The sequence below is a fragment of the Streptomyces sp. NPDC088746 genome, from assembly GCF_044751065.1.
Classification (GTDB): Bacteria; Actinomycetota; Actinomycetes; order Streptomycetales; family Streptomycetaceae; genus Streptomyces.
Map to the genome: position 1 here is coordinate 115,279 of NZ_JBIVLA010000001.1, position 26,931 is coordinate 142,209.

24 protein-coding genes and 1 pseudogene are annotated in these 26,931 nt (G+C 71.5%); 7 read left to right on the top strand and 18 right to left on the bottom strand.

Translation table 11 applies throughout. The features are described from left to right. Nucleotides 1-155 precede the first annotated feature (155 nt). From ACIP63_RS00580 to ACIP63_RS00595, 4 genes are all read left to right on the top strand, one after another. Nucleotides 156-728 carry a SigE family RNA polymerase sigma factor gene (locus ACIP63_RS00580; RefSeq protein WP_401510096.1) on the top strand — a complete coding sequence of 191 codons (573 nt, stop codon included), beginning with the start codon at nucleotides 156-158 and terminating at the stop codon, nucleotides 726-728. Continuing rightward, the gene (locus ACIP63_RS00585; protein ID WP_401510097.1) at nucleotides 728-1,438 is read left to right on the top strand and encodes a hypothetical protein; all 711 of its coding nucleotides are present in this window, start codon (nucleotides 728-730) and stop codon (nucleotides 1,436-1,438) included. The genes ACIP63_RS00580 and ACIP63_RS00585 overlap by 1 nt, the downstream gene beginning before the upstream one ends. Before the next feature lie 125 nt (nucleotides 1,439-1,563). Next, nucleotides 1,564-2,430: a pectate lyase gene (locus ACIP63_RS00590; protein ID WP_401510099.1), complete on the top strand. Its 867-nt coding sequence runs from the start codon at nucleotides 1,564-1,566 to the stop codon at nucleotides 2,428-2,430. 165 nt (nucleotides 2,431-2,595) lie between these two features. Continuing rightward, nucleotides 2,596-3,483 (top strand): hypothetical protein, encoded by an 888-nt coding sequence (locus tag ACIP63_RS00595; protein WP_401510101.1) that lies wholly within the window; start codon nucleotides 2,596-2,598, stop codon nucleotides 3,481-3,483. Between the two features lie 69 nt (nucleotides 3,484-3,552). Here the strand turns inward: ACIP63_RS00595 and ACIP63_RS00600 are convergent, their stop codons facing one another. The 16 genes and pseudogenes from ACIP63_RS00600 to ACIP63_RS00675 all read right to left on the bottom strand — a co-directional run bounded on the left by ACIP63_RS00600 (nucleotide 3,553) and on the right by ACIP63_RS00675 (nucleotide 22,164). Next, a complete protein-coding gene (locus tag ACIP63_RS00600; protein ID WP_401510102.1) occupies nucleotides 3,553-4,656 on the bottom strand; it encodes a pectinesterase family protein in 1,104 nt (367 codons plus the stop codon). A 96-nt stretch (nucleotides 4,657-4,752) separates the two neighbouring features. Then, a complete protein-coding gene (locus ACIP63_RS00605; protein ID WP_401510104.1) occupies nucleotides 4,753-6,081 on the bottom strand; it encodes a polysaccharide lyase family 1 protein in 1,329 nt (442 codons plus the stop codon). Between the two features lie 58 nt (nucleotides 6,082-6,139). Next, nucleotides 6,140-6,967: a rhamnogalacturonan acetylesterase gene (locus tag ACIP63_RS00610; RefSeq protein WP_401510106.1), complete on the bottom strand. Its 828-nt coding sequence runs from the start codon at nucleotides 6,965-6,967 to the stop codon at nucleotides 6,140-6,142. Between the two features lie 129 nt (nucleotides 6,968-7,096). Continuing rightward, the gene (locus tag ACIP63_RS00615; protein ID WP_401510108.1) at nucleotides 7,097-8,431 is read right to left on the bottom strand and encodes an ABC transporter substrate-binding protein; all 1,335 of its coding nucleotides are present in this window, start codon (nucleotides 8,429-8,431) and stop codon (nucleotides 7,097-7,099) included. Nucleotides 8,432-8,499: 68 nt separating this feature from the next. Then, a pseudogene (locus ACIP63_RS00620) lies at nucleotides 8,500-9,540 on the bottom strand (polysaccharide lyase family 1 protein); the annotation flags it as partial. Nucleotides 9,541-9,566: 26 nt separating this feature from the next. Further along, nucleotides 9,567-11,114, bottom strand: a complete 1,548-nt coding sequence (locus tag ACIP63_RS00625; protein WP_401510110.1) for a glycoside hydrolase 43 family protein — start codon at nucleotides 11,112-11,114, stop codon at nucleotides 9,567-9,569. After that, nucleotides 11,111-11,935 carry a PmoA family protein gene (locus ACIP63_RS00630; protein WP_401510112.1) on the bottom strand — a complete coding sequence of 275 codons (825 nt, stop codon included), beginning with the start codon at nucleotides 11,933-11,935 and terminating at the stop codon, nucleotides 11,111-11,113. The genes ACIP63_RS00625 and ACIP63_RS00630 overlap by 4 nt, the downstream gene beginning before the upstream one ends. Further along, nucleotides 11,932-13,104 (bottom strand): Gfo/Idh/MocA family protein, encoded by a 1,173-nt coding sequence (locus tag ACIP63_RS00635; protein ID WP_401510114.1) that lies wholly within the window; start codon nucleotides 13,102-13,104, stop codon nucleotides 11,932-11,934. The genes ACIP63_RS00630 and ACIP63_RS00635 overlap by 4 nt, the downstream gene beginning before the upstream one ends. Continuing rightward, complete coding sequence (locus tag ACIP63_RS00640) at nucleotides 13,101-14,468, bottom strand: polysaccharide lyase family 1 protein (RefSeq protein ID WP_401510115.1); 1,368 nt, start codon at nucleotides 14,466-14,468, stop codon at nucleotides 13,101-13,103. The genes ACIP63_RS00635 and ACIP63_RS00640 overlap by 4 nt, the downstream gene beginning before the upstream one ends. A gap of 5 nt (nucleotides 14,469-14,473) precedes the next feature. Continuing rightward, the gene (locus ACIP63_RS00645; RefSeq protein WP_401510117.1) at nucleotides 14,474-15,391 is read right to left on the bottom strand and encodes a carbohydrate ABC transporter permease; all 918 of its coding nucleotides are present in this window, start codon (nucleotides 15,389-15,391) and stop codon (nucleotides 14,474-14,476) included. Further along, nucleotides 15,388-16,326 carry a carbohydrate ABC transporter permease gene (locus tag ACIP63_RS00650; protein WP_104789979.1) on the bottom strand — a complete coding sequence of 313 codons (939 nt, stop codon included), beginning with the start codon at nucleotides 16,324-16,326 and terminating at the stop codon, nucleotides 15,388-15,390. Before ACIP63_RS00650 ends, ACIP63_RS00645 begins: the two co-directional genes overlap by 4 nt. 123 nt (nucleotides 16,327-16,449) lie before the next feature. Beyond that, the gene (gene araD / locus ACIP63_RS00655) at nucleotides 16,450-18,192 is read right to left on the bottom strand and encodes an L-arabinonate dehydratase (protein WP_401510119.1); all 1,743 of its coding nucleotides are present in this window, start codon (nucleotides 18,190-18,192) and stop codon (nucleotides 16,450-16,452) included. Beyond that, entirely contained in the window at nucleotides 18,189-19,091 is a 903-nt protein-coding gene (locus tag ACIP63_RS00660) for a dihydrodipicolinate synthase family protein (RefSeq protein ID WP_401512214.1), read from the bottom strand. Before ACIP63_RS00660 ends, araD begins: the two co-directional genes overlap by 4 nt. Before the next feature lie 50 nt (nucleotides 19,092-19,141). Next, nucleotides 19,142-19,798, bottom strand: coding sequence for a GntR family transcriptional regulator (locus tag ACIP63_RS00665; protein ID WP_401510121.1), 657 nt, complete (start codon nucleotides 19,796-19,798; stop codon nucleotides 19,142-19,144). 225 nt (nucleotides 19,799-20,023) lie between these two features. After that, on the bottom strand, nucleotides 20,024-21,208 hold the full coding sequence (locus ACIP63_RS00670) for a hypothetical protein (protein WP_401510123.1): 1,185 nt from the start codon (nucleotides 21,206-21,208) through the stop codon (nucleotides 20,024-20,026). Beyond that, nucleotides 21,205-22,164: a 5-dehydro-4-deoxyglucarate dehydratase gene (locus ACIP63_RS00675; protein ID WP_401510125.1), complete on the bottom strand. Its 960-nt coding sequence runs from the start codon at nucleotides 22,162-22,164 to the stop codon at nucleotides 21,205-21,207. Before ACIP63_RS00675 ends, ACIP63_RS00670 begins: the two co-directional genes overlap by 4 nt. Before the next feature lie 341 nt (nucleotides 22,165-22,505). Between ACIP63_RS00675 and ACIP63_RS00680 the strand changes: the two genes are divergently transcribed. The 3 genes from ACIP63_RS00680 (at nucleotide 22,506) to ACIP63_RS00690 (ending at nucleotide 24,903) form a co-directional block, all read left to right on the top strand. Continuing rightward, a complete protein-coding gene (locus ACIP63_RS00680; RefSeq protein WP_401510127.1) occupies nucleotides 22,506-23,315 on the top strand; it encodes an NAD-dependent epimerase/dehydratase family protein in 810 nt (269 codons plus the stop codon). A 57-nt stretch (nucleotides 23,316-23,372) separates the two neighbouring features. Next, nucleotides 23,373-23,606 (top strand): hypothetical protein, encoded by a 234-nt coding sequence (locus tag ACIP63_RS00685; RefSeq protein WP_401510128.1) that lies wholly within the window; start codon nucleotides 23,373-23,375, stop codon nucleotides 23,604-23,606. A gap of 64 nt (nucleotides 23,607-23,670) precedes the next feature. After that, complete coding sequence (locus ACIP63_RS00690) at nucleotides 23,671-24,903, top strand: TerD family protein (protein ID WP_401510129.1); 1,233 nt, start codon at nucleotides 23,671-23,673, stop codon at nucleotides 24,901-24,903. A gap of 108 nt (nucleotides 24,904-25,011) precedes the next feature. On the opposite strand, the gene ACIP63_RS00695 is transcribed toward ACIP63_RS00690, so the two are convergent. Next, on the bottom strand, nucleotides 25,012-25,242 hold the full coding sequence (locus tag ACIP63_RS00695; protein WP_014156926.1) for a hypothetical protein: 231 nt from the start codon (nucleotides 25,240-25,242) through the stop codon (nucleotides 25,012-25,014). A gap of 79 nt (nucleotides 25,243-25,321) precedes the next feature. Next, nucleotides 25,322-26,902 carry a TROVE domain-containing protein gene (locus ACIP63_RS00700; protein ID WP_401510131.1) on the bottom strand — a complete coding sequence of 527 codons (1,581 nt, stop codon included), beginning with the start codon at nucleotides 26,900-26,902 and terminating at the stop codon, nucleotides 25,322-25,324. Nucleotides 26,903-26,931: the final 29 nt, after the last annotated feature.

Sequence of the window (26,931 nt, forward strand, 5' to 3'; positions counted from 1 at the left end):
TTACGCCTTACTGGGAGGCGCACGCGTCGAAGCGCTTCCGGGGTGCGCACCGGTTCGTCCCGCGAACGGAACGGGGAGCGGGGCGGCGAACGGGACTGGGAACGTACACAGCCCGTCCGAGCGCGCCAGGGATCCAGGGCAGAGGAGAGCTACCCGTGGGCACAGTCGTGGATGATGCCGCTGCCGCCGAGTTCCATGCGTTCTTCGAGGCGCATTACGTCGAACTCGCCCGGCTCGCCCATCTGCTGACGGGTGAGGCCGATGCGGCGGACGACGTGGCCGCCGACGCGCTGATGGCGCTCTGGCACCGCTGGGACCGGGTCAGACGCGCCGACCACCCGGTGGCGTACGCGAGAGGGGTCGTCGCCAACCTGGCCCGCACGCGCATCCGCAGCGCGGTGCGTGAGCGCCGGAGGATCGCGCTGTTCTGGGCGCCCCGTGGGGCCGGGGACGGCTGTGCGGCGGACGGCCCCGACGTGTCGGCCGTGGTGGACGTCCAAGGCGCCCTGCGCCGCCTGCCGTTCCGCAAGCGCGCGTGCGTGGTGCTGAGGCACGCCTTCGACCTGTCGGAACGCGACACCGCTCTGGTCCTCGGGGTCTCGGTGGGTACGGTGAAGAGCCAGACCTCGCGCGGTGTGGCGGAACTCCAGCGGCTGCTGGGGCCCGAGACCCCGGCGGCACAGGTACAGGTGGCGGCCGCCGGGCAGCGCACCGGAGAAGGGCAGTGATGGACGAGGACCTGCGGGAGCGGCTGCGCACCGCCGCCGCTTCGCACCGCCCCGACCGGGCACGGATGCTGGCCCGGATCGAGCGCGGCATGGCGGAGGAACCGCCGTCCCGTCCCGCGCGTGCCCCTCGTACGCCGATGCCGTGGCTGCGGGTCGCCGGCGCGACGGCGGCGGTGTGCGGGGTGCTGACGGCCGGGGCGTTCGCGGTCACGTCGGCGGGCCGGGAGGAACCGGCGGGCGGGCAGCGGATGGCCGCCGGGCCCGCGTCACCGACCCTCGCTACGCCGCCCCCGGGCCGGGGCGGTGCCCTGCCCTCGAAGGCCGGCCCGCTGTGGTCGGACGGCTCGCTGAACCCGCACGGCAACGCCTACTGGGCGCAGAGCGAGGTGACGGTCAAGACGTCCCGGCCGCTGTCCGCGCTCACGGTCGAGCTGCGGATCGCTCTGAACGGCGGGGTGGCCACCACGGGTTCCTGGCGCTCCCTCCCGGAGCAGGATTTCACGGTGTCGGCGCGCGAGGAGGACGGCTCCCTCGTCTACCGCTGGACCCTGAAGCCGGGACGGAGCGTGCCGACCGGTACGCACACCTTCGCGGGTCAGTACAACCACGCGGAGGGTATCCGCGACACGGGGCGGGACGACTACACGGCGCGGGCGCGTGCGGCGGCCGGCCCGGTGTCGGTGGGCGGCCGCTTCAGCGGCCCGCGCTGAGCGCCCGACTGCGCCCACGGGTCCCGGCGGAAACAGTCGCGGAACCCGGCAACCCTTCCGTGGACGGTGGCGACTCAGGTGTGCAAGACGCTCCCCCCACCTTCCAGAAATCGGAACCAGCCAACATGAGTGAACGAACACGCACGCACCGCCGACGCCCCGGGAAGCGCCGCATGGCCGCCGCGCTGACCGCGGCCCTGGGCCTCACCGGTGCCGCCCTGGCCACGAACATGATGCTCCAGCCCGCCGGTGCGGCGACAGCCGCCGGTGCGGCGGCGGCGGGCGGGACGACGGCCGCCGCGGCCGAGTGGCCCACCCCCAGCGGCAGCCAGGCCGTCTCGAAGACCATCGAGGTCTCGGGGACGTACGACGGCGACCTCAAGGAGTTCTACGGCGAGGGTGACCTCGGCGGGGACGGCCAGGAGGAGGGCCAGGACGCACTCTTCGAACTCGCCGACGGGGCGACCCTCAAGAACGTCGTCCTGGGCTCCCCCGCCGCCGACGGCGTGCACTGCTCCGGCAGCTGCACCCTCGAGAACGTCTGGTGGACGGACGTCGGCGAGGACGCCGCCTCCTTCAAGGGCAAGTCGTCGGGCTCCGTGTACACGGTGAGCGGCGGCGGCGCCAAGGGGGCCGACGACAAGGTCTTCCAGTTCAACGGCGCGGGCAAGCTGACCGTATCGGGCTTCCAGGTCGAGGACTTCGGCAAGCTCGTCCGGTCCTGCGGCAACTGCTCCACGATGTACAAGCGCGACATCGTCGTGAAGGACGTCGACGTCACGGCGCCGGGCAAGTCCCTCGTCGGCATCAACATCAACTACGGGGACACCGCCACGCTGAGTTCGATCCGGATCCACGGCGACAGCGGCAGGAAGATCGAGCCGTGCGTCCGCTACGAGGGCAACGACGACGGTGACGAGCCGGAAGAGGTGGGCAGCGGCCCCGACGGCACGTACTGCCTCTACTCCGAGTCGGACATCAGCTACGAGTAGGTCCCGCGTCCGCCACGCGGTCCGCCCCCACCTGCCGCAAAGGGCCGGCGGGGGCGGACCGTGCCGTCCGGCGGCGCACGGCACCGGCGATTGCGTCATGGTTTCGCCCGGTCGACACTTGGACGTGAGGATCCTGCTCGGGGAACCTACCGAGGATGTGCGCGCATGCCCAGCTCCGACAGCACCGGCCGTGAGGGCCGGGACCCGGACGCCGAGATCGCGGTCCCGGAGGACGACGGCGGCCCTGATGCCGGGCCGTCAGATGTCTTCCTGGACGTCCCGGCACTCCATGTGGACAAGCTGGACCTGGAGGTCGACGACCTCGAAGCACACGTCTCGCTACAGGCCGAGGTGCTCGACCTCCTGAAGCTGAACGTCGGGGCGGACGTGCGGCTCGGTCGTGTCCAGCTGGGTATCGAGGGCGTGGACGTCCAGGCGCAGCTCAAGGTGCGGCTCCACCACATCGCCGCCATCGTCACCCGGCTGCTGGCCACGGTCGACCGCAACCCCCAGATCCTGGAGCAGCTGACCCGCGGGGTGGGTGCGGCGGTCGAGGACGTCGGGGCCGGCACCGGCAGGGCCGCAGGGGAGCTGGGCGAGGGCGCCGGCGCGGCGGTGAGTGAGGTCGGCAAGGGGGCGGGGACCGCGGTCGAGTCCGTCGGTGCGGGTACGGGCACGGCGGTGGAAGGCGTCGGCGGCGCCGCGGGCTCCGCCGTCGAGGACGTGGGCCGCGGCGCCGCGGACGCGGTCGACGAGGCCGGCGAGGAGGCGCTCGGCGGCGAGCAGGAGGAGAAGAAGGCGGAGAAGGCGGAGAAGGCGGAGAAGGAATCCGGCCGCCCGGTCGCCCGCCGCAGGCGCAGGGCTCCTGAGGACTCCGCCGAGGAGGACAAGCCCCGCCGCGCGGCTCCCGCAAAGAAGACGAGCCGGAGCAGGAAGGCCGCGGACGGGAAGACGACAGCCGGGAAGCCGCCGGCCAGGAAGGCCGCGAAAAAGTCGTCCGCGTCGAAGACGGTCACGAAGAAGGCGGCAGGACGCCCCCGGCACCGGACGTAGCCGCCGGCGTGAGTTCGTCCCTGAGCCGCTCGTAGAAGGCGGGCAGCACTCCTCGGGTGATCCCCAGGTTCACGCGTAGGGGCGCCAGTCGCCCAGGTATCCGGCCGCGGTGTGCGCCCGGGCCTCGGAAGCGGTCAGCTGCGGGCGGTTGCCGGGGACCGTGATGCGCGCGCCGGGCCCGGTGTTGCGGTACTCGGCGAAGCGCTGGTCCTGCCACGGGAAGCCCGAGGACATCGTCCCGTACGGCGTGACCGCGTCGATGCCCGCGCCGAGGTGGCTGTCGCGGACGGTCAGCATCGGGTGCGCGGTGAGGTCCGAGGAGGGCACCCAGGGGCGGGCCAGCTTGTAGTAGGCGTCGGGGGCGGTGCTGGTGATCCGGGAGCGCAGGACCAGGTAGCCGCGCGGGTTGGTTCCCGCGGTGCTGGGGGCGAAGACGAAGCCGTACGGGGCCGAGGCCAGGTCGGTGCGGGTCAGGGTGCGGAAGTGGCAGCGGTCGTAGACGGCGGTGGCGCGGCCGAAGACGAAGTCGACGTCCCCCTCCACGTAGCAGTCGCGGTAGTACTGCCGGGCGAAGGCGGTGAGGGCGAGGGAGTCGGCGTACAGGGTGTCCTGGTGGCCGAGGAAGCGGCAGCCGTAGAACGCGGAGCGGTCGCCCTGCACCTTGATCGCGACGGCCTGGGTGCCGGTGTACTCCGGGTTGTCGGAGCGCAGCCAGTCGTTGGCGAAGGTCACGTCGCGGGCGGTGAAGCCGGCGGCCTGGACGGTGAAGGTGGCCGATCCGCTCGTGCCGTAGGTGCCGGACCCGTCGGGCTTGGGCGTACCGGCGGCGTTGTCGTACACGATGACGGTGTCGCGGGGGTCGCCGCTCGCGCCGATCAGCGTGAGCTCCGCCCGGTCGGCGGTGACGAGGACCGGTGAGCGGTAGGTGCCGGGCGCGAGCACCAGGGTGCGGCCGGTGCCGGAGGCCGCGTCGACTGCGGACCGCACGTCGGCGTGGTCGCCCCTGCCGTGCGGGTCGACGTAGAGCGTCCGTGCGTCGAGCCGGCGGGACGGCGAGCCGTAGCGGCCGAAGGGGCGTGGGTGCGCGGGCCGGGCCTGTGCGGGGGGCGCACCGAGGGCGAGGGCTGCGCCCGCACCCGCGAAGAGGGTCAGCGCACTGCGTCTGCTGGGCATGGCGGTACTCCTTGCGAAGAGGGGGCGGGCCGGAGCGGCGCCTTCCGGGGTGGTGGAAGGGTGCGGTGCCGCTCCGGCCGGTTCAGGGGTGGCGGGTCAGCGGACCGACGGCTTGCCGGCGCCCGCGCCCAGGCCCACCAGCAACGGGACGACGAGCGGGTGGTTGACCTTGGTGCGCAGCTCCGGGGTCCAGCCGGCTCCCTCGGTGAGCTGCTCGGCGGGAACGCCCGCGTTGTGCACGGCGATCAGGTCGGTCTTCCGCCCGTTGACGTAGTTGTTCTCCGCCGTGAGGGAGGACTCGGACCACTTCTTGAGGATGGTCGCCTTGTCGAAGCCCTCGGCGACGGTGAACGCGTTGTGCTCCGCGACGAGCTGGGACTCGGCACCGATGCCGTACGTGTAGCCGTACGCGGAGTCCTTGGTGACGACGAAATGGTTGTTGTACGAGTCGACCTGGCCGAAGCGGACGCGGGGCGCGCGCTCCTTCACGTCCTTGAAGAGGTTGTGGTGCAGCGTCACGCGGAGCTTGCCCCGGTCGCTGGCCCCGGCGCCGTCGCTGTTGCCGATGAGCATGGTCTTGTCGTGGTCCTTGAGGACGTTCCACGACACGGTGACGAGGTCGGCGCCGCGCACGATGTCGAAGAGGCCGTCGTGCTGCTGGTACACCTGCCCGAAGTAGTGGGGCTGGTCGGCGTCGGGGCGGTCGCCGTCGCTGAAGGTGTTGTGGTCGACCCAGACGTGGCTGGAGCCGTGGACGACGAGGTTGTCGTACTCGGAGTTCCAGGCGCCCTGGTCACCGTCGGTGGGGTCCCACTGGGGGAAGCAGTCGTAGGTGTCCTCGAACGAGATGTTGCGGACGATGACGTTGGAGACGTTCTTCACCTGGAGGCCGGCGCCGATGATCGTGGCGTCCTTGCCGACGCCTACGAGCGTGGTGTTGGACGGGACGTTCACGTTGACCGCGGCGGCCTGCAGCTTCGCGGACGCGGCGCGGGCGTCCTCCAGCGGGCCCGACGGGACCGCGTCGGTGCCCCAGACGGCCGGGTCGTAGGCCGCGAGGTACTTCTCCAGGGTGTAGCCGTCCTGCTGGTAGGCCTCGCAGCCGATCGGGGTGCCGGCGGCGTCGGAGTTGCCGTGGACGGTGCCTGCGATCCTGACGATCTTCGGCGCGTCCCCGGCGTCCTCGAAGGCGGCGATGAGCTCGGCCCGGTTGCTCACGGTGTAGACGTGCTCGGGGGTGGCCTTCGCGCCCCCCGTGGTGGAGCCCTCGGCCGCGGCCCACCCGTCGCCCGAGGGAAGTACGGCGCGCTCGGTCCCCTTGCCTTGGTGGGACGAGGCCTGGGCGGGGAGGCTCACGGCGAGGGCGAGCGAGGCACAGCCCGTCACCACGGCGATGGCGCGGACATGTCTCATGCGTGCGGGCATGACGGATCCCTAACTGTCGTACGGGGAATGGAATGAGGAGGAGTGCGGGGAGCGGGGATCAGGCCTGGGGCCAGGTGATCCACGTCCCGGGCACCGGCTCGTCGAGGCGGCGCAGGTCGCGCCGGTCGAGCACGCGCCGGTCCAGGAGCGCGCGGGCGGTCATCCTGGCCACCTCGACCGCGCCGTCGGGCCGGAAGTGGGTGTTGTCCTGCTTGCCGTCGGGGTAGTTCGGCGACTCGCCGGGTTCCAGCCAGTTGAAGTACGCCTCGGTCCCGTCGGGGCCGAGTTCCTGCCAGCGGGCGAGGGAGAGCGCCTGGAGGTCGAGCAGGGGCACGTCCTCCTCTGACGCCAGGGCGCGCATCGCGGCGGGGTACTCCCCGTGGGTGGGTTTCGCGGTGCCGTCCTCGGCGAAGCGGCGGCGCTCGACCGGGGTGATCAGGACGGGTTCCGCGCGCCGGGCGCGGGCGCCCTTGACGTACTGGCGGAGGTGTTCCTGGTAGGTGGTGTACGGGTCGGTGCCGCGGGCGGGGTCCTCGGTCTTCTCGTCGTTGTGCCCGAACTGGACGAGGACGATGTCGCCCGGGCGGACGCCGTCCAGGAGGGCGGTGAGACGGCCCTCGTCGATGAAGCTCTTGGAACTCCGGCCGTTCACCGCGTGGTTGGCGACGGCGAGCGACCGGCCGAGGAAGAAGGGCAGGGCCATGCCCCAGCCGGTCTCGGGTGCGGCGTCCGCGTACTTCTGGGCCGCCGTGGAGTCGCCCGCGATGTGGAGCGTCCGGGGCCGGGGCCGGCCGCCGCCACCGCCGTGCGCGAACGCGGGAGTGGCGGAGAGTGCGAGAGGCAGCGCGAGGAGCGCGGCTGCCGTCCGTCTGCGGGTGAGTGACACAGGTTGACTGCCTCTCTCGGAGGACGAACGCGTGGTGGTGCGTGGAAGAGGGACCGGCGGCGGGGTGCGACCCGGACCGCCGCCGGTCCCCCGGTCAAGGGGGGTGGGGCTGGGGCGGGGCGGCCGGGATCAGCCGTTGCCCAGTTCCTTCCACTCCTTCTGGGCGGTGTTCAGCTCGTCGGCCATCTTGTCCAGGAAGTCCTTGGCCGTGACCTTGCCGAGGAGCAGCTTCTGGAACTCCGGCTCGTTGTCCGCCTTGCTGATGTTGTTCCAGTCGGGCAGGTAGTACGGCAGGTCGACGATCTTGGTGGAGCCGTCGGTGAGGGCTTTCGCGGCGAGCGCGGTGGGCTCGGTCTCGTTGATCCAGGGGTCCTCGGCCGCTTCGGTGTTGGCCGGGATGGCGCCCGCGGACTCGTTCCACTTGCTGTTGGACTCGTGCGAGGCCGCGAACTCGATGAACTTCCAGGCCGCGTTCTTGTTCTTGCTGGACCGGAAGAGGCCGAGTCCGTCGACGGGGTTGGAGACCTGGACGCGTGTGCCGCCCTCCCCGATGGGGGCGGGTATGCCGGCGAACTTGCCCTCGCCCAGCGCCTTCAGGTGGTCCTGGTAGGAGCCGAGGTTGTGGCTGAGCATCCCGATGGTGCCGGTGTCCCACTGGGCGACCATCTTGGTGAAGTCGTTGTTGACGTCGGCGGCCGGGGTCGTCTTCTTGAAGAGGGCGGCGTACTTCTCCAGTGCCGCGACGTTCTTCGGGTCGTTCAGGGTGGTCTTGTCGCCGTCCCAGAACTCCGTGATGCCGGTCTGGCCGTAGATCGCGTCCAGGGCCTGTGCGATGGATCCCGCACCGCCGCGGATGGTGTAGCCGAACTTGTTGTTCTTCGCGTCGGTGAGCTTCTCAGCGGCCTCGTAGAACTTGGGCCAGGTGGTGGGCGCCTCCAGCTTCGCCGCGTCGAACAGGTCGGTGCGGTACCAGAGCGCGCCGTTGTTCGCGGAGGTCGGCACGGTGTACATGTCGTCGCCACGGCCGGCCGCGGCTCTGACGCTCTCGACCATGTTCTCGACGAGCTTGCCCTTCAGCTCCGACTTCTCCAGCCGGTCGCTGACCGGCTCCAGGGCCTCCTGGGACACGATGTTGGCCAGGTACGCGGTGCCGACGCCGCCCACGTCCGGCAGGCCGCCGCCCGCGATGGCCGTGTCGTACTTGGACTGGACGTCGGCGATCGGGATCGGGACGTACTTGACCTTGATGTCCGGGTTCTTCTTCTCGAAGTCCTTGATGATCTCGGTCCAGATCGCGGTGCGCGGGCCACCGTTGTTGTCCCAGAAGGTGATCTCGCCCTTCCCGCTGCCCTCCGTGCCTGAGCTGCTGCCGTCGTCGCCACAGCCGGTGGCCGCGAGTGCCAGGACCGCGGTGAGGGACACCGCGGTCGCGGTACGCCCCCGGAGCGTCTTCGAGATGTTCATGTCGGCTCTTCTCTCTCGGATCTGTACGCGTACGTGGGGGGAGGTCAGTGGTGTGTGCGGTGCGGCGCGGTGCCGATGTACTCCTGCGGACCCGCGTTCCGGGTCACGAGCCTCGGTACGTCGGCGGCGCGGTCCAGCGTGTACGGGTAGAAGTCACGCGGTTCGAAGGCGGCGCCCCAGGCGTCGGTGCGGCCCGTGGTGTTCCTCAGGATCGATCCGCGCTGGACCAGCTCGGCCGTGGCATCGGCCTGGTAGGGGTGCTGGACGTCCCGGTAGTAACTGTTCTCGATGACCATCTTCGTGGCGCCGCGCGCCCAGTTGCCGTACGTCCACAGCGGGTCCCCGTCCGCGACCTGCGCGGAGAGGTAGTTGTTGTAGAGGTGGGCGTAGGCGCAGTTGTCGGCGGACGGGTTGCGCTGCTTCGTGCCGCTGAACCAGTTGTGGTCGATCGTGATCTGTGTGGTGACGTTCTCGGTCCAGCCGATGCCGAGCGCCTTGTTGTGGTTGTCGAAGTGGTTGTACGACACGGTGATGTACTGGCTGTCCTTACGGATGTCGAGCAGCCCGTCGCCCATGTGCGTCAGCCGGTTGTGGTCGATCCAGACGTGGTCGGCGGTGTCCATCTGGATCGCGTCGAAGTCGGTGGTCTTCCCGTCCCAGTCGCCCTCGATGTAGGAGTCGCGGATGGTGAGGTTACGGATGATGACGTTGCTGGTGCCCGGGTTCAGGTGGAGTTCGCCGTGGACGATCTCGCCCGTGTCACCCACCCCGACGATGGTCTTGTCGGACGTGACGTCGATGTCCGCGCCGAAGGGTTCGACGGCGATGGAGCCGGCCACCCGGATGACGTAGGGCTCCGCGGCACCGGCGTACTTCTCCAGGCCCGCCTGGTCGGTGACGGTGACGACCTCGCCGCCCCGGCCCCCTGTGGTGCCGCCCGCCAGCGAGGCGAAGCCGTGCGGTGCGGCGCCGCCGTGGTGTGCCGCGGGCCCTGCCCCGGTGGCGGCCGACGCCTCGCCCGGGGCGGTGGGCAGGAGGAAGGCGGCGGCGAGGGCGAAGGCGGTGAACAGCGTTCTCGCTCTGGTGCGCTCGGTACGGAGGTGCGTCATTGCGACTCTCCTAAAGCGGTGCGGGGTCAGGTTCTGGGTGGTGTTCCGGTGGTGCGGAATGCGGTGAAGCCGGCGGTCCCGGACGGGCCGGTCCCGGCGGGCGCCGTGGCGAAGAGGCCCAGGAGCGCTCCCACCCAGCGCCAGGGGGTGGCCGCGAAGACCTGGCCGGACGCCTGGAAGCCGGCTCCGTCGCCGGTGTCGGCGTAGAAGCGGCAGCGGGCGCCCCGGGTGACCTCGATACGGACGCGGACGGCCGCCCCGGGCGCGGGGCGCGGGTGTTCCGCGTCCCGCTCGTGCTCGGCGACGGTTTCGGCGTACCGGTGCACGAGCCTGGCCGTCCCGTCGGCTCCCGCCTCCAGGCCGATCCACGAGAAGGCGTCCCCGAGCACGGCGAGCCCGGCCTTGGCCCCGGGTTCGTCGGAGTCCAGCGTGACGCCGGTCTCGACGGTGAACTCCTCGGCCGGCAGCCGCTGCACCAGGACGTTGGGCAGGGCGCGCAGATCATGGGCGTACGCGGTCCGTACGCAGCTGAGGCGCAGCCCGTCGCCGCCGTGCCCGACCGTCCAGCCGGGCCGCGGGTTGGCCGTCCACTGCCACTGACGGCCGTGGCGGCCGCCGGGGAAGTCGTCGCTGGAGGGCGGCGCTTCGGCGGGCTGCTCCGGGGCCTTCGGGCGGCGGTGCGTGAGGACGGGTTCGCCCTCGTCACCGATGACGGGCCAGCCTCCCTCCCAGCGCATCGGCTGGAGGTGCACCACACGGCCGTACGCCCCGCGGTGCTGGAAGTGCAGGAACCAGTCCTCACCGGCGGTGGTCCTCACCCACCCGCCCTGGTGCGGCCCGTTGATCTCGGTGGTGCCCTGCGCGAGGACGACCCGCTCCTCGTAAGGCCCGTCGAACGTCCGCGAGCGGAAGGCGCCCTGCCAGCCGGTCTCCACTCCCCCGGCGGGGGCGAAGATCCAGAACCAGCCGTCGTGCCGGTAGAGCTTGGGGCCCTCCAGGGTGAACCAGCCCGGGATGGTGTCGGCGTCGACGAGGGTCGTGCCCTCGTCGAGCAGCTCCCGGCCGTCGGGGCTCATCCGGTGGCCGGTGAGGCGGTTCTTGATGCCGGAGCGGGACTTCGCCCAGGCGTGCACCAGGTAGGCCTCGCCTGTCTCCTCGTCCCACAGGGGGCACGCGTCGATCAGGCCCTTGCCGGACTTGACGAGGTGCGGGGCGCTCCAGGGGCCGCGGATGTCCTCGGCGTTGATCTGCTGGATGCCGTGGTCGGGGTCGCCCCAGAAGATCCAGAAGCGTCCCGCGTGGTGGCGCAGCGAGGGCGCCCACACCCCGCAGTCGTGGCGGGGCACGGCGAAGTCGGCGTCCGGTCCGAGCCGGTCGAGGGCGTGGCCGACCAGGGTCCAGTTGACGAGGTCGCGGGAGTGCAGCAGGGGCAGTCCGGGGACGCGGCCGAAGCTGGACGCGGTGAGGTAGTAGTCGTCGCCGACGCGTACGACGTCCGGGTCGGACCAGTCGGCGTTCAGGACCGGGTTGCGGTAGGTGCCGTCCCCGAGGTCGGCGGTCCAGGGCATCGTCATGCGGAGACCGCCTTGCGGACGTGGGCGGCCGCGGCGTCCCGGTCGAGGCGCCCGTCGGCGACGACGGTGACGACCCGGCGCACGACGGTGTCCCCGGCGGGGACGGGAAGCCGGCGGTCGGCGGCGAGGGAGGAGCCGACCCCCGGGTATTCGGTGGTCCGCACGAACCACGGGTCGCGCCGGGTCTCGTCGGTGGCGCCGGCGAAGACCAGCGTCCAGCCGTCCCCGGCGAGGGCCAGCCAGTCGGCGGCCCTGCCGTGCACGGCTTCCTCACCGTCGGACGTTCCGCTGAACACGGCGGGCGGCGCGGCCTCCTTGGGGGCGCGCCAGAAGAAGCCGCCGTAGCCGGCGCCGGGACGGCCGTTGGTCGCGGGGCTGCCGATGGAGAGGTCCGTGGAGCCGCGGTTGGAGAGGGAGAAGGAGAAGTCCAGCGCCCAGGCGGTGCCGGAGATCGCGGCGACGGCGACCGTGCGGTGCTCGCGCAGCAGCTCGACGCCGTCGGCCTCCCAGCTGAGCTCCTCCACGAAGCCGTCCGGGTCGCGCAGCTTCCAGCCGAGGTGGCGCTGCGTCCCGTGGTTGTCGAGCTCGGTGGGGCCCTGGTCGCGGACAAAGGTGCGGCCGCCCCAGAAGTTGTGTCCGGAGACGTCGGGCACCGCGACGGACGCGCCGAGGTGGTGGATGTGGTCGGCCGGACGCTCCTCGGTGACGGGGATGCCGGCGAGCGTGGTGACGGGGTGCAGATAGGGACGGCTGTCGGGCCCCTGCCGGTAGGTGTAGCGGCCGACGGGGCGTCCGGCGCAGCTGAGGAGTGCGGTGGTCATGGGGTGCTCACCTCGCTGGGTCGCGCCCAGGAGGCGCCTAGTTCGGAGAAGAGGGTGAGGGTGTCGGCGGCGGCTGCGACGGTGCCGTCGATGCCGCGCACGATGCGCCGTACGCCGTCGCCCGAGTCGGCGGGCCGGGTGTGCCAGGCGGTGGCGGGCAGCGCGGTGGGTTCGGGGGCGGTGCGCACGGCGTCGAGGACCCGCATGAACGCGCCGGTGCGCTCCGGCGGTACGAGGAGCGCGGTGCCGTGCTCCAGGTGGTCGACGAGGTTCTCCAGGAGGTCGGTCCGTCCGTGGACGGTCTCCTCCGGGCCGTGTCCGGCGCGCTGGACGAGGACCCGGTCCTGCTTGTACCAGAAGGTGATGCGGCCGCGGTCGCCGTGGACGATCACATAGGGTTCGCCGGCCTCCTCCGCGCAGAGGGTGACCGCGACGGTCACCGGGAGCCCGTCGGTGGTGGTGACCCGGACGCAGCTGGTGTCGTCGGACTCGATGTCGTGGGCCCGGAAGAGCTCGGTCTCGATGGACGCGACGTCCTCGGCCGTTCCCCGGTCGGCGAGTTCGAGCGCGGTGGCGACGGCGTGGGCCAGCGGGTTGGTGAGGACCCCGTCGACCACGTCGGTCCCGCCCAGCCGGCGGCGCCCGGCCCAGGGCGCGCGCCGGAAGTAGGCGTCGTCGCGGACCCAGGCACCGGCGGCGCCGACGCCCCTGACGCTGCCGATCGCTCCGGAGCGTACGAGGTCCTTGACGGCCGGCACGGCGTGCGAGCCGAAGGACTGGAAGCCGATCTGGCAGGCGATGCCCGCCTCCCGTACCCCGTCGGCCATGCGGGCGTAGTCGTCCCAGGTGGCGGCGGGCGGCTTCTCCAGGAGGAGGTGGACGCCCCGGGCCGCCGCGGTCAGGGCCAGCGTGGTGTGGGTCGGGATGGGGGTGCAGACGATGGCTGCGCGCGCGCCGGTGGAGTCCAGGAGGGCTCCGAAGTCGGCGGACTGCTCCGGCATCTCGTCGGCGAACATGTCGAGTTCGGCGTCGGTCAGCGGGGTCAGTTCGCAGACGCCGGCCAGTCTGACCAGGCCCTGGTGCTGGAGGCGGCGGATGTTGGCGAGGTGCCAGCGGCCGTGGCCGCGGGCTCCGGCCAGGACGACGGGGAGGGGTGTGGTCGCACTCATCGGGCGGCCCTCCCCGCTCCGGCCTCGCGGGCCACGTCGGCGGCGGCGTCGCCGGCGCTGTCGACGGGACCGTGCAGGGTGGGTGTCCAGCCGGTGTCGGTGGCGAGATCGGTCTCGCTGCCGGAGTTGTAGGCGTTGTAGATGGAGACCAGGTCGACCGGGAAGCCGTTGAAGACGGTGCCGCGCTGGGTGAGGGCGCTGCCGTTCCAGCTCTTCACCAGGTCGGCGACCTCGACGTGTCCCGGGGTCTCGAAGGCGTTGTTCTCGGCGACGGTCCGGGACTCGGTGGAGATGCCGAGGGAGTAGCGGTAGTCACCGTCCTCGGGGATGACGTAGCGGTTGTTGTAGAGGTGGACCTGGCCGAAGCGGACCCGGGGGGCGCGCTGCACGACGGAGTGGAACTCGTTGTGGTGCAGGGTGACGCGGAGCTTGCCCCGGTCGGTGGTCACGCCGTCGCCGTTGCCGATGAGTATCGCCTTGTCGTGGTCGGCGAACCGGCTCCAGGAGACGGTGACGAGGTCGGAGCCGTTGGTGATGTCGAGGAGCCCGTCGTGGCGCAGGTAGTTGCGCCCGAAGTGGGTGGGCTCCCGGTCGTCCGGGTGGCCCTTGTCGCTCGCGGTGACGTGGTCGACCCAGACGTGGGTGGCGCCGCGCAGCCACAGCGTGTCGTACGCGGTCTTCCAGTCGCCGAGGCCGCCGGTGTTGGGCTGCCAGGCCGGGAAGCAGTCGTAGGCGTCGCGGAGTTCGAGGTTGCGGATGATGACGTTGTCGGCGTCCTCGACCTGGAGGCTCGCGCCCTTGAGCACGGCGCCCGCACCGGTCCCGACGATCGTGGTGTTCGAACCGACCGGCAGTTCGACGCGTTCGGCCTGGCGTGCGGCGGACGCCTTGCGGGCGTCCTCCTGGGGTCCGGCGGGCTTGGCGCCGCCCCAGGTACGGGGGTCGTAGGCGGCCAGGTAGGCGTCGAGGGCGTAACCGTCGGTGGCGTAGTCGGCGCAGTCCAGCCGCCGTCCCCGGTCGTCGGTGTTGGCGTCGATCGTGCCGGCCACCCGGATGATCTTGGGGACGGAGCTGCCGCCGTCGAGCGCCGCGACGAGCTGGGCCCGGTTGCGCACGGTGAGGACGTGGTCCTCGTCGGCGGCGGAGCCTCCGGTCGTTCCCGTGCCTTCCGCGGCCCAGCCGTCGTCGGCGGCGAGCACCTCCCGGCCGAGGTCCCGGCCGGGAGCCGTCGCGGCCCTCCCCGGCGCCGCGTCCGGCGACGCGGTGGCCGCCTGGGCGCCCGGCTGGAGGACCGTGCTGCCCAGCAGCAGGGCGAGCGCGGCACCGGCGCGGCGCGCGGTACGGGGGCGGAGCTTCCAGGTCATGTGCGTCATCCCTTCACGGCGCCGGCGCTGAAGCCGGTGATGAGCCACTTCTGGATGAAGGCGAAGACGATCACCACGGGCACGGCGGCGATGACACCGCCCGCGGCCAGCGCCCCCAGGTCGATGCTGTCGGCGCCGATGAGGGTGTTGAGGCCGACCGGGATCGTCTGCTTGTCCTGCTCGCTGAGGAACATCAGGGCGAACAGGAAGTGGTTCCAGCTGTGGACGAAGGCGAACGAGCCGACCGCGATCAGTCCGGGGCGCAGCAGCGGCAGGACGACGGCGCAGAAGGCCTTGAAGCGCGAGCAGCCGTCCACCCAGGCGGCCTCCTCCAGGGAGACCGGCACGTTCTTGATGAAGCCACTGATCAGGATGATCGAGAGGGGGAGCTGGAAGACGGTCTCCGCGATGACGACGCTCCCCAGGGAGTTGATCATCTGGAGGTTCTTGAAGATCTCGAAGAGCGGCACGAGCATCAGGGCGCCCGGGATGAACTGCGAGCAGAGCAGCGCCAGCATGAAGGCGCCCTTGATCTTGAAGTCGAACCGGGCCAGGGCGTAGCCGCCGGCCAGCGCGACCAGGGTCGTGGCGATCAGCGTCGCGACGCCGACGATCATGCTGTTCTGGAAGAAGAGGGCGAAGCTGCGCTCGTTCCAGACCTTGGAGAAGTGGTCCCCCGTCATCGGCCAGGGCACCAGCGAGGTGGAGCCGGCGGGCCGTACGGCGAAGAGGAACATCCAGTAGAACGGGATGAGGGTGAAGAGCAGATAGATCCCGAGCGGCACGTAGATCTGCCAGCGCGGTACGTCGTCGAAGGCGCGCTCACGCCTGGTGCGGCGGCGCGAGGAGGGCGGCGGGAGGTCGTTGCCCCCGGACGGTCCCGGCGTGCGGGCGTCGTTCTTCTCCACGAGTGCGGCAGTCACTTGTTGTCGCCTCCGAACTTGCTCAGGCGCAGATAGACGATCGAGCAGAAGAGGAGGATCACGAACGCGACGGTGGTGAGCGCGGAGGCGTATCCGAAGTCGTGGCCCTCGATGCCTGTGTTGGCGACGTAGAGGGGCAAGGTGGTGGTCTCGCCCGCCGGTCCGCCGCCGGTGAGGGTGTAGAGCAGGTCGACGTTGTTGAACTCCCAGACGCCGCGCAGCAGGGTGGCCAGGATGATCGCGTCGCGCAGGTGCGGGAGCGTGATGTGGAAGAACTGCCGCAGCCGGCCCGCGCCGTCCACCGACGCGGCCTCGTACAGCTCCTTGGAGACGGACTGGAGGTCGGCGAGGATGAGGATGGCGAAGAAGGGGACCCCTCGCCAGAGTTCGGAGATGGTCGCCGCCCAGAAGACGGTCCCGGTGTCGGAGAGGACCGATGTGCCGTACTCACCGATCCCGGCGTCGGCGAGGTAGCGGCTGAAGCCGGTCGAGGAGTTGTAGAGCAGGATCCAGATGGTGCTGGTCAGCACGCCGGAGACGGCCCAGGGTGAGAAGACCATGGCGCGGGATATGCCGCGGCCGATGAAGGTCTGGTTGACGATCAGCGCGAGGGCGAGACCGAGTGCGAGTTGCAGGGTCACCTGCGTGAAGACCCACTGGGCGCTGAAGCCGAGCGTCGGCCAGAACTGCTCGTCCTCGGTGAAGATCTTGGTGAAGTTGTCGAAGCCGGCGAAGCCGTTCCGCCACGGCTTGGTGACGTTGTAGTTCTGCAGGCTGTAGTAGAAGACGCTGACCACCGGATAGGCGATGAAGCCCAGCATCAGCAGGCCCGCGGGCGCGATCAGCAGATACGGCAGGCGGCGGGGGGTGGCCGAGCGGCGCTTCGACGCCTTGCCCTTGGGGGGCGGTGTGGCCACGGCTGCGGATTGGGCCATGACGCGTCTCCGATCTCTGGAAAGTGCTGGATGTGCCGTGCTTTCGATGCATGGTGCAAGCGCTTACCGCATGCCGTTCGAGATCCCGGACGGGGCGGTGCGCGGAATTCTCTTCGCCCGGCTTCAGCCCGCGTACGGGTCGGGCACTTCTCCCTGCCGCGCCAGGAACGCGAAGTCGCATCCGGTGTCGGCCTGGGTGATCTGGTCCTGGTAGAGCGCGCCGTAACCGCGCCCGTAGCGGGCGGGCGGCTCGGTCCACCGGGCCCTGCGGAGTTCCAGCTCCTCGTCGGTCACGTCGAGGTGGAGCAGCCGTGCCTCGACGTCCAGCGTGATGCTGTCACCGGTGCGGACGAGGGCGAGCGGTCCGCCGACGAAGGACTCGGGCGCGACGTGCAGGACGCAGGCCCCGTAACTGGTGCCGCTCATCCGGGCGTCGGAGATGCGCACCATGTCGCGTACGCCCTGCTTCAGCAGGTAGTCCGGGATCGGCAGCATGCCGTACTCGGGCATGCCGGGACCGCCCTTGGGGCCGGCGTTGCGGAGCACCAGCACATGGTCCGGGGTGAGGGCCAGAGCCGGGTCGTTGATGGTGCGCTGCATCTCCTTGTAGTCGTCGAAGACGACCGCGGGTCCGGTGTGGCGCAGCAGGTGCGGCTCGGCGGCGATGTGCTTGATGACCGCGCCGTCGGGGCAGAGGTTGCCGCGCAGGACCGCGACACCGCCCTCCTGGGCCAGGGGGTTGTCCCGCTCCCTGATGACGTCGGTGTCGTGGACGAGCGCCCCGTCGAGCTGTTCGCGCATCGTGGCGTGCGCGACGGTGGGCCGGTCCAGGTGGAGCACGTCGGTGAGCCGGGCCAGGAATCCGGGCAGCCCTCCGGCGAAGTGGAAGTCCTCCATCAGGTACTTCCCGCCGGGGCGGAGGTTGGCGAGGACGGGCACGGTGCGGGCGATGCGGTCGAAGTCGTCCAGGGTGAGCTTCACCCCGGACCGGCCCGCCATGGCGATCAGGTGGATGACGGCGTTGGTGGAGCCGCCGAGGGCGAGGACGGTGGCGACCGCGTCCTCGTAGGCGTCGGCCGTGAGGAGCTGCGACAGCTTCAGCTGCTGCCACACCAGTTCGACGATCCGGAGCCCGGACTGTGCCGCCATCCGGTCGTGACCGGAGTCCACGGCCGGGATGGAGGAGGCACCCGGCACGGTGACGCCCAGCGCCTCGGCGGCCGCCGTCAGGGTCGAGGCGGTGCCCATGGTCATGCAGTGGCCGGGCGAGCGGGCGAGCCCGTTCTCCAGTTCGGCCATCTCGCAGTCGCCGATCAGGCCGGCCCGCTTGTCGTCCCAGTACTTCCACATGTCCGTGCCGGAGCCCAGGACCTCGTTGCGCCAGTGCCCCGGCAGCATCGGCCCGGCGGGCACGAAGACCGTCGGCAGGTCGACGGACGCGGCGCCCATCAGCAGGGCGGGCGTGGACTTGTCGCAGCCGCCCAGCAGCACGGCGCCGTCGACGGGGTAGGAGCGCAGCAGCTCCTCCGTCTCCATCGCCAGCATGTTGCGGTAGAGCATCGGGGTCGGCTTCTGGAAGGTCTCCGAGAGGGTGGAGACCGGGAATTCGAGCGGGAAGCCGCCCGCCTGCCAGACGCCCCGCTTGACCGCCTGCGCGCGGTCGCGCAGATGGACGTGGCAGGGGTTGATGTCCGACCAGGTGTTGAGGATCGCGATGACCGGCTTGCCCAGGTGCTCCTCGGGGAGGTAGCCGAGCTGCCGGGTGCGGGCGCGGTGGCTGAACGAACGGAGCCCGTCCGTGCCCCACCACTGGTGGCTGCGCAGCTCCTCGGGGGCGATGCGGCCCGCCGTGCCGTTGTCCGTCATATCGACCACCCGGCGACCAGACCGGCGACCTCGGCGCGCTGCTCCTCGGGCAGTGCCCGGCTCGGTGCGCGTACGTCGCGGCGGCAGAGTCCGAGCGAGGCCAGGGCCTCCTTGACGACCGTCACGTTGTTGGCGGACTGCCGGTCGGCGCGCAGGTCCTCGAAGCGGCGGATCTGCTCCCAGACCTTCATCGCCGCGAGGTAGTCGCCCGCCCGCAGCGCCTCCAGCATGGCGAGCGAGACACCGGGGGCGACGTTGACGAGTCCGGAGGTGAAGCCGCTGGCGCCGGTCGCGAAGTAGGAGGGGGCGTAGAGCTCGGCGAGCCCGGCGACCCAGACGAACCGCTCCAGGCCGGCGTCCCGGGCGAAGGCGCCGAACCGGGCGGCGTCCGGGACCGCGTACTTCACGCCGATGACGTTGGGGCAGCTGTCCGCGAGTTCGGCGAGGCGCTCGCCGGCGAGCAGCGGGTTGCGGATGTACGGGACGACCCCGAGCCCGGGAACGGCCTCGGCGATTGCCCGGTGGTAGTCGATCCAGCCCTCCTGCGAGACGTAGGGGTGCACCGGCTGGTGCACCATCACCATCTCGGCCCCGGCGTCCCTGGCGTGCTCGGCGGCGGCCACGGCGGTCGGCACGTCGTGGCCGACCCCCACCAGGACGGTGGCACGGCCGCCGGCCTCCTCGACGGTCAGCTCGGTGACGGTGCGCCGCTCGTCGGGGGTGAGGGCGTAGAACTCACCGGTGTTGCCGTTCGGGGTGACGATGCGGACGCCGCCGTCGAGCAGCCGTCGCAGCAGTGCGCGGTGCGCCGGGACGTCGATGCTCCCGTCCTCGGCGAACGGGGTCACCGGGATCGCCACAACGTCAGCGAGGGCCGCCTTCAGCGGGGAGAGGTCCATGCGGACTGGCCTTTCGTCGAGGTGCTGGTGATACACGTCCAGCTGGTGGTTCACGCGGTGTCACCCCCGTCTTCGTCGTCGGGGAAGGCACGGCGTACGAAGGAGGCGATGTGGTCGTGCAGGGCCCTCACGGCGGCCGTCGCGTCGTCGGAGAGGGCGAGCCGCAGGATCTCCCGGTGCTCGGCCGCCTCGCGCTCCCAGGACGGGTTCGCCGACCAGGCCACGGTCGACACGAGCGCCGCCTGGTCGCGGATCTCGTCGAGCATCCGGGCGAGCAGCGGGTTCCCGCAGGGCAGGTAGAGGGCCCGGTGGAAGTCCCGGTTGGCGAGCGACCTGTCCGCCTTGTCGATCGCCGAGTCGGCACGCTCCAGGGCCTCCTGGGCCGCTTCGAGCGAGGCCTTGCGGGTCATGGAGCGGCGCAGCGCCTCCGGCTCGAGGAGCAGGCGTACGTCGTACACCTCCCGGGCCATGGCCGCGTCGACGAGCCGCACGGTGGCACCCTTGTACTGGCTCATGACCACCAGCCCGGTGCCGGCGAGCGTCTTCAGCGCCTCGCGTACGGGCGTCTTCGACACCCCGAACTGCGCGGCGAGTTCGGTCTCCACGAGTGCCTGTCCCGGTTGCAGCTGCGCGGTGAGGATCGCGTGCTTGATCGCCTCCAGCACGTACTGGGTCCTGGACGGAATCGGGGCAGGCGCAAAGGTCATGGGGGAACGGCTCTCACATCTCGCGTATGGCGTCTCATATATGACGTACGAAGTACGACGCGATGAAGCTAGAGCGGTGGGAATGTTTCGTCAACGCTTCCGGCAAAAGAAGTTCGGCGAACGTGGAAACCCGGGCGGCGCGGCGCACCCCGGGGCGGGCATGACTCAGGCCCCCGGCCGCACGCCGGGGACCTGAGTCTTCTCGAGGGTGGGAACGCTCCGGGATCAGCCGCCGCGGACGGCGGAGAGGGCGGTCGCGACGGCGCTCAGGTCCGGCCCGGACGCCAGGCCCGCGTGGTAGAGGCGCAGTTCGTTCGCGCCGAGCGAGGCCGCGTGCGCGGCGTCGCTCTCCAGCGTGCCGGGGCTGCCGCCCATGCCGCTCACCACGTTGAAGTTCGCCGCCAGCACCCCGGACAGCTCCGCGAACGGCCCGAGAACGGCCTCGCGTGCCGTCGCGCCACCGGTGCAGGGCAGCACGACGCCGTCCGCCGTGGAGAGGATGTGCGCGGGGTCGACCCCCACGTTGGCCCCGGTGCGGTGCGAGGCGGGATCGGCGTGGAGCAGGACCTGGAAGTCCGGCCCCGGTGCCGCTCCCCGTACGGCGGCGACAGCGGCCTCCTGGAGCCCTCTGGCGACAGGGTCACGCCACCGCCGGGTGGCGTCGGCGAGGCCGGCGCCGAGCAGCTTCTCCACCCCGGCCCAGCCCTGCTCACCGGAGCCGGACCCGGCCCAGACCGGTTCCAGGGCGTGGCGCACGGCGGTACGCAGCTCCTCGAGGTCCTGCCCCACCGAGGCGTAACCGGCCTCGCAGTCGGCGCAGAAGCAGAGGGACATCAGGTACTGCGCCGCGTCCCCGAGCGCGACCCCGGAGGTCTTGTCGTGGGCGTGCAGATGGGCGAAGCCGTACCAGCCGCACGATTCCAGCTCGGTGCCCGACGCCCCGGGGCGGGCGCCCGCCTCCGCCGCCAGGTCCACCAGGTACGCGCGGACGGCGGGCCGCGCGATGCACGGCGCCCAGGGGTAGCGGTCACCGTAGGCGTTGACCACGGAGGTGTCCGGATGCTCCGCGCCCAGGCGTGAGTTGTGCGCGAGGACCACCCAGGAGTGCACCTGGAGGCCGGCGCCCGCGAGGGCCTCGGCCGCCTCGGCGTACGGGTCCTCCCCCGCCACCCAGGACTGCGCGTAGGGGCGCAGCTCACGCCCCGCCCAGCGCGTGGCGTCCGGCGGGTAGAGCACGGCCGCGTGTTCGGCGGTCACGATCCGGCGGCCGGGGTGGCGCGGGGTGAGGGCCCGGGTGGAGTGGTAGGCGGAGGCGAGGGTCACCTGCTGGACACCGAGGCCGGCCAGGCGGGCGGGGGCGTCCGGGTCCCCCACGACGTCCCAGGGGTACAGGAAAGCCGAGGCCTTCACTTCGCCTCACCCGCGCGGTACTTCTCCAGGAGCGCGCGGCCGTCGGCGATGATCGAGGTCAGCTCCTCGATGTGCGCGGCCGGGGGCTCGGTGAGCGGGGTGCGCACCGTCCCGACGGCCAGCCCTTCGAGCCGGACGGCCGCCTTCACGAGCGACACCGCGTAACCGTGGCCCTTGGCCCGGAGTTCGACGAGCGGGCGGTAGAAGTGGTCGAGCAGCGCGTTGACCAGGTCGTCGTCACCGGAGTCCAGCGCCCGGTAGAACGCCAGGGCGATGTCCGGGGCGAAGGCGAAGACGGCGGAGGAGTAGAGCGTGACGCCGATGCCCCGGTAGGCGAGCCCGGTGAGCTCGGCGGTGGGCAGCCCGTTGAAGTACAGGAACTCCTCACCGGGCAGCCCGGTGCGCACGGCGCTGACGATGCGCTGCATCAGGTCGAGGTCGCCGTAGCCGTCCTTGAGGCCGATGATCCCGGGGGTCCGGGCCAGGGCGACGACGGTCTCCGGGGTGAAGACCGCGTTGTCCCGCTGGTAGACGACCGTCTCCAGGGAGGTGGCGGCGGCGAGGGCGGTGTAGTGGGCCAGCAGCCCCTGCTGGCCGGCGACCACGAGGTAGGGGGGCATGGCGAGGAGCCCGTCCGCCCCCGCATCCTCGGCGAGCTTCGCGTACTGGATCGCGAGCGCCGTGCCGTAACCGGCACCGGCGACCACGGGCACCTGCCCCGCGGTCTCCTCGACGGCCGCCCGGACGACGAGCCGGAACTCATCCGGGGCCAGTGCGTGGAACTCGCCGGTGCCGCAGCAGGCGAAGACGGCCGCGGCACCGGCGTCCACGCCCTTGCGCACGTGCGCGCGGAAGGCGTCGAGGTCGACGGCGCCGTCCGGCCCGTAGGCGGTGACGGGGAAGAAGAGCGGCCCGGCGACATCGGTGAGTCGGGCGGCAAGAGGGGCTGAGGTCACGGGCGCTCCCTGTGCAGATTCAGTCGTGCACAATTATGATCGGTGTCCATATCTCTGAACGCTGCCACGCTAAGGCAGCCGTGCGGCGCCGGTCAAGACAGGAACACCCAACCCTGGGACGAACCCACCGGACCGAGCGACACTTGACGGGTCCGCCGCGAGTTCTTAGCGTGTCCACGCATGTGAATGCCGCCCATGGAGCTGACGCACCAGGCGGTCGTGTGACTCCGGCGTGCCCGGCGCACCCCGTCGCCCGCGCCCCCGTCCCGCGCAGCACCGCATCGCCCCCCGTCCGCGCACGCCGCGCCCGCGCCCTGCGCCCGCACCGAGGAGATCCCCGAATGCCAGCTCCGCGCACCGTCCTTCTCACCGGCGCCGCCGGCGGCCTCGGCACCCTCATGCGGGGACTGCTTCCGGCGTACGGCTACGACCTCCGGCTCCTGGACCTCACCCCCATCGAGGGCGAACCGGACGCGATCACCGCCGACCTCGGCGACAAGGCCGCGCTGCGGGAAGCGGTACGGGGCGTCGACGCGGTCGTCCACCTCGCGGGCATCTCCCTCGAGGCCTCGTTCGACAAGATCCTGCGCTCCAACATCGAGGGCACCTACAACCTCTACGAGGCGGCGCGCGAGGAGGGTGTCCGGCGCATCGTGTTCGCCTCCTCGAACCACGCCATCGGCTACACCCCGCGCCCGGTCGCCGGCGACCCGCTGATCCCGGTCGACACCCCGCGCCGGCCCGACACCTTCTACGGCCTGTCGAAGTCCTTCGGCGAGGACCTCGCGCAGTTCTACTGGGACAAGCACGGCATCGAGACCGTCTCCGTGCGGATCGGCTCCTGCTTCATGGAGCCGACGTCGGTGCGGATGCTCTCCGTCTGGATGAGCCCGGGCGACGGGGCGCGCCTGTTCCACGCGGCCCTCACCGCGGAGGACGTGCGGCACACGGTGGTCTACGGCTCCTCCGACAACACCCGGCTCTGGTGGGACCTGACGACGGCCCGTTCCCTCGGCTACGAGCCGCAGGACGACTCCGAGCAGAACGCGGAGAAGCTCGTCGCCGAACACGGGGAGCTGGACCCGGCGAACCCCGACCACGCCCACGTCGGCGGCCACTTCGTCACGGACCCGCCGATCTGGCCGTACTAGGACCCGGCCCACACAATTCACGCGACGCGGCACCACGGGTCGGGGCACCATTCGGGCATGCCGAAACCTTCCGGATTCCAGTACGAGCAGCACGGCGACGCGAGCGTCACCCTCACGCACCACGGCCGCCCCGCGGGCACCCTGCGCGGCGGCAGGGCGGAGAAGTTCCTCGCGGAGGTGACCTCCGGTGACGCCCAGCTCGTCATGGCCCGCTGGACGGGCGCGTACCGGCACGGCAACGAGCGCACCGCCCGCGCGCACCCCCGCAACCGGGCGCGCGGCGGGCGCTGAGCCGTACGGAGCAAGTCCCCGAAGGTAAGGGAACGGCAAAGCCGGGTCGTTCGTTACCCCGTGCATGACCGCAATGACCCCCGGCTCGAACATCCCTCTCTCCGCCGCCCGCGTGGCGGTGGACGTCGCCGCCCCGGTGCGGCTCGACGTCTCGGGCCTGCTGCTCACCGCCGACGGCAAGGTGCGCTCCGACGACGACTTCATCTTCTACAACCAGCCCTCGGGCCCCGGCGTGACCTACCGCTCGGGCGGCGGGTCGGCGCCCGACGCGATCGTGGTGGACACCACCGCGGTCCCCCCGGGCATCGAGAAGATCGTGGTCACGGCGAGCCCCGACGCCGCGGGCCAGACCTTCCGGGGCGTGGAGCCGACGGCCACCGTGCGCAACGCGGACGACGGCAGCGCGCTCGCCACGTTCACCCCGCCGCAGCTGGGCGGCGAGACGGCGCTGGTGGTCATCGAGATCTACCTGCGCAACGGCGCCTGGAAGGCCCGCGCGGTCGGCCAGGGCTATGCGGACGGGCTGGCGGGTATCGCCACCGACTTCGGCGTCTCGGTGGAGGAGCCCGCCCCCGCGGCGGCGCCCGCACCGGCCGCCGCCCCCGTCGCGCCGCCCGCCGCTCCGCCCATGGCTCCCCCGGCCGCCGCGCCCGTCGACCCGCGGATCGCGCCGCCGGCCCCCGCGGCACCGCCCGCACCGTCGGCCCCCGCCGGCTCCGGCAAGATCAATCTCGACAAGGGCCGGATCAGCCTCCAGAAGAACCAGACCGTGTCCCTGGTCAAGGGCGGCAAGCCGCTGCTCTCGCAGGTCAAGATGGGCCTCGGCTGGGAGCCCGCGTTCCGCGGCAAGGACATCGACCTCGACGCCTCGGTGATCGCGTTCGGCCCCAACCGCAATCACCTGGACAGCTGCTACTTCGGCAAGCTCTCCATCCTGAACGGCGCCATCAAGCACTCCGGCGACAACCTCACGGGCGAGGGCGCGGGTGACGACGAGGTGATCGTCGTGGACCTCGGCCGGATCCCCGCGGACGCGACCGGCCTGGTGTTCACGGTGAACTCGTTCACCGGGCAGAAGTTCTCCGAGGTCGCGAAGGCCTACTGCCGGCTGATCGACGCGGCCACCGGCGAGGAGCTGGTCCGCTTCGACCTGACCGGCGCGGAGCCGCAGACCGGGGTCATGATGGCCAAGCTGATCAAGCAGTTCTCCGGCGAGTGGGAGATGACCGGAATGGGCGAGTTCGTGAAGTCCCGGACCGTCCGCGGCATGGTCAAGCCCGCCGCCAAGGCCCTGTAACACCGCCGCCCCCGGGAAACGGCTTCCGGGGCACCCGCGGGTTCTCCCCTCAGGTGCCCCGGATCCGGAGAGTTTCCGGTGGGACGCGGTGCGTGCTCGTTCGCTCTCTCAGAGCTTGGTCAGCTTGGAGTACGGGCTCAGGATCCTCCCCTGTCGCCCCGAGAAGTCGATGAGCACTGCGTCGTTGTCGCCCTCGACAGCGAGGACTCGGCCGAGTCCGAACTGGTCGTGCGACACCCTGTCGCCCACATCGAAGCATTCGACCGGTGGGGCCGCCTGGGCCGGGCGGTTGAAGGGACTGGAAGGCAGGTGACGCCGGGAACCGGCTGACTGTTTCATTACGGTCGAGTATGCGCCCTGTAAGCGCCCGACGCCATGCCCGACCGCTCCGGAGCGGTCAGTAGTGCCGCATTCGTAATCAGCGGTTCCAGGGCCAGTCTGCGCTCCTGCCCGCTTCCAGCAGGGGCACCATGCGGAACGCCGCGTCGGAAAGACCCCCGAAGGTGTGGCGGTTATCGCTTCCCGACGGCGCGTGCCCGACCCGGTACCCGGCGAGGTTCCAGGTGTAGACGGGCACGTCCGCCGGGATGCCCTCGGTGGCGTCCCCGTAGTGCGTGAACGACGCCTGCTCGTCGGTGACGATCAGCACCCGGTCGTGCCCGCGGTAGTGCTTGCGTACCGCCTGCACGGTATTGGTGCCGCCCAGGTCGCCGAAGCGCTCCAGGATCTTCAGCACGGACTCGCCCGTGCGGCACTCCACCTGCCGGCTGTTCGTGCCGAACTGCACCAGATCGGCCTCCGCGGCCCGCAGCGCCAGTGCCGCGCCGAAGACCGCCGCGGCGTCGGCCCGGTTCAGGAGCGAGCGGTCGGAGAGCGGCGACCACATCGAGCCGGACCGGTCGACGAGGACCAGGGTGCGGCCGGGCAGCGCGGGGACATTGCCCAGCGAGTGCCCGAGCGCCCGCTCCAGCGGGTAGGCCCACCGCAGCGACGGAGCGTGCTGGTACGCCGCGAGGTAGCGGAAGGGGAACTGCCGCGAGGCCGCGACCGCCTCCGGGTCGCTGATCCTCGCCGCCACCCCGGCCGCGACCTCGTCCGAGACGCCCGCCTCGTCGAAGTTGCGCAGGTTCCGCACGAGCGCCATCGCGCCCATGGACGGGATCACGGCCTCCCAGGCGGCGGCGTCCATCGGTCCCTGCAGCCAGCCCGCCAGCGCCTCCCAGGTCATGCCCGCCCCGGCCACCCGGTCCGCGCCACCGGGTCCGGTGATCACCGCGCGGCGCTCGGCGACCGGCAGCGCCATCAGTGCCCGGTGGGCGGTCAGCGCCCGGTCCGACGCGGGCGGCTCGGCGTCCTCGGGGTGGTGCCTGCGATCCAGGGCGTACCGGAACAGATCCCCCTGCCAGGGCTTGGCGGGGTCGGGCGCGGCGTGCACCAGGTTGAGTACGTCGCCGAAGCGGTAGCCCTTGGACGCCGTGTCGTACTTCAGCAGCGTCCTGCCGCTGTAGAGCCGGCGCACGGCGTCGGCGATCCCGCGCTTGACCGGCTTGGGCACGGCCCGGCCGTACCGCGAGGTCCAGTACCCGAGCAGCTCCCCGGGCTCGTCCGCGCGGAGCAGCACGGAGTCGACGACCTGCCGGTTGGACGGGCCGTCCTCCGCGCCGGCCTCGAGCCGCGCCTTCACGTACTCGGCGGCGCCGACGACCGACGCCGTACGCATCTGCCCCTCGGTACGCAGCCAGCGCAGCAGCCCCGCGGTCCACTCCGGGTCCTCGACGGCGAGCGTCCGCACCAGCGTGGCGAAGCGGGTGTCGCGTCCCTCGCCCTCCTCGTAAAAGGTTTCCTGGGACACGAAGTTGGCGACGGCGAGCAGAAAGAGTTCGGACCTGCTGTCCCGCAGATGCCCCACCGCGCCCTGGTGGTTGCGCGCGGTGTGCCCGGTGGACCGGACGGGCGAGGTGACGCGGGGCCGGGTGGAGCGGGTGTTGAAGCGTGCCATCTGTGAGTTCCCCCGAATTCAAGGAGGAA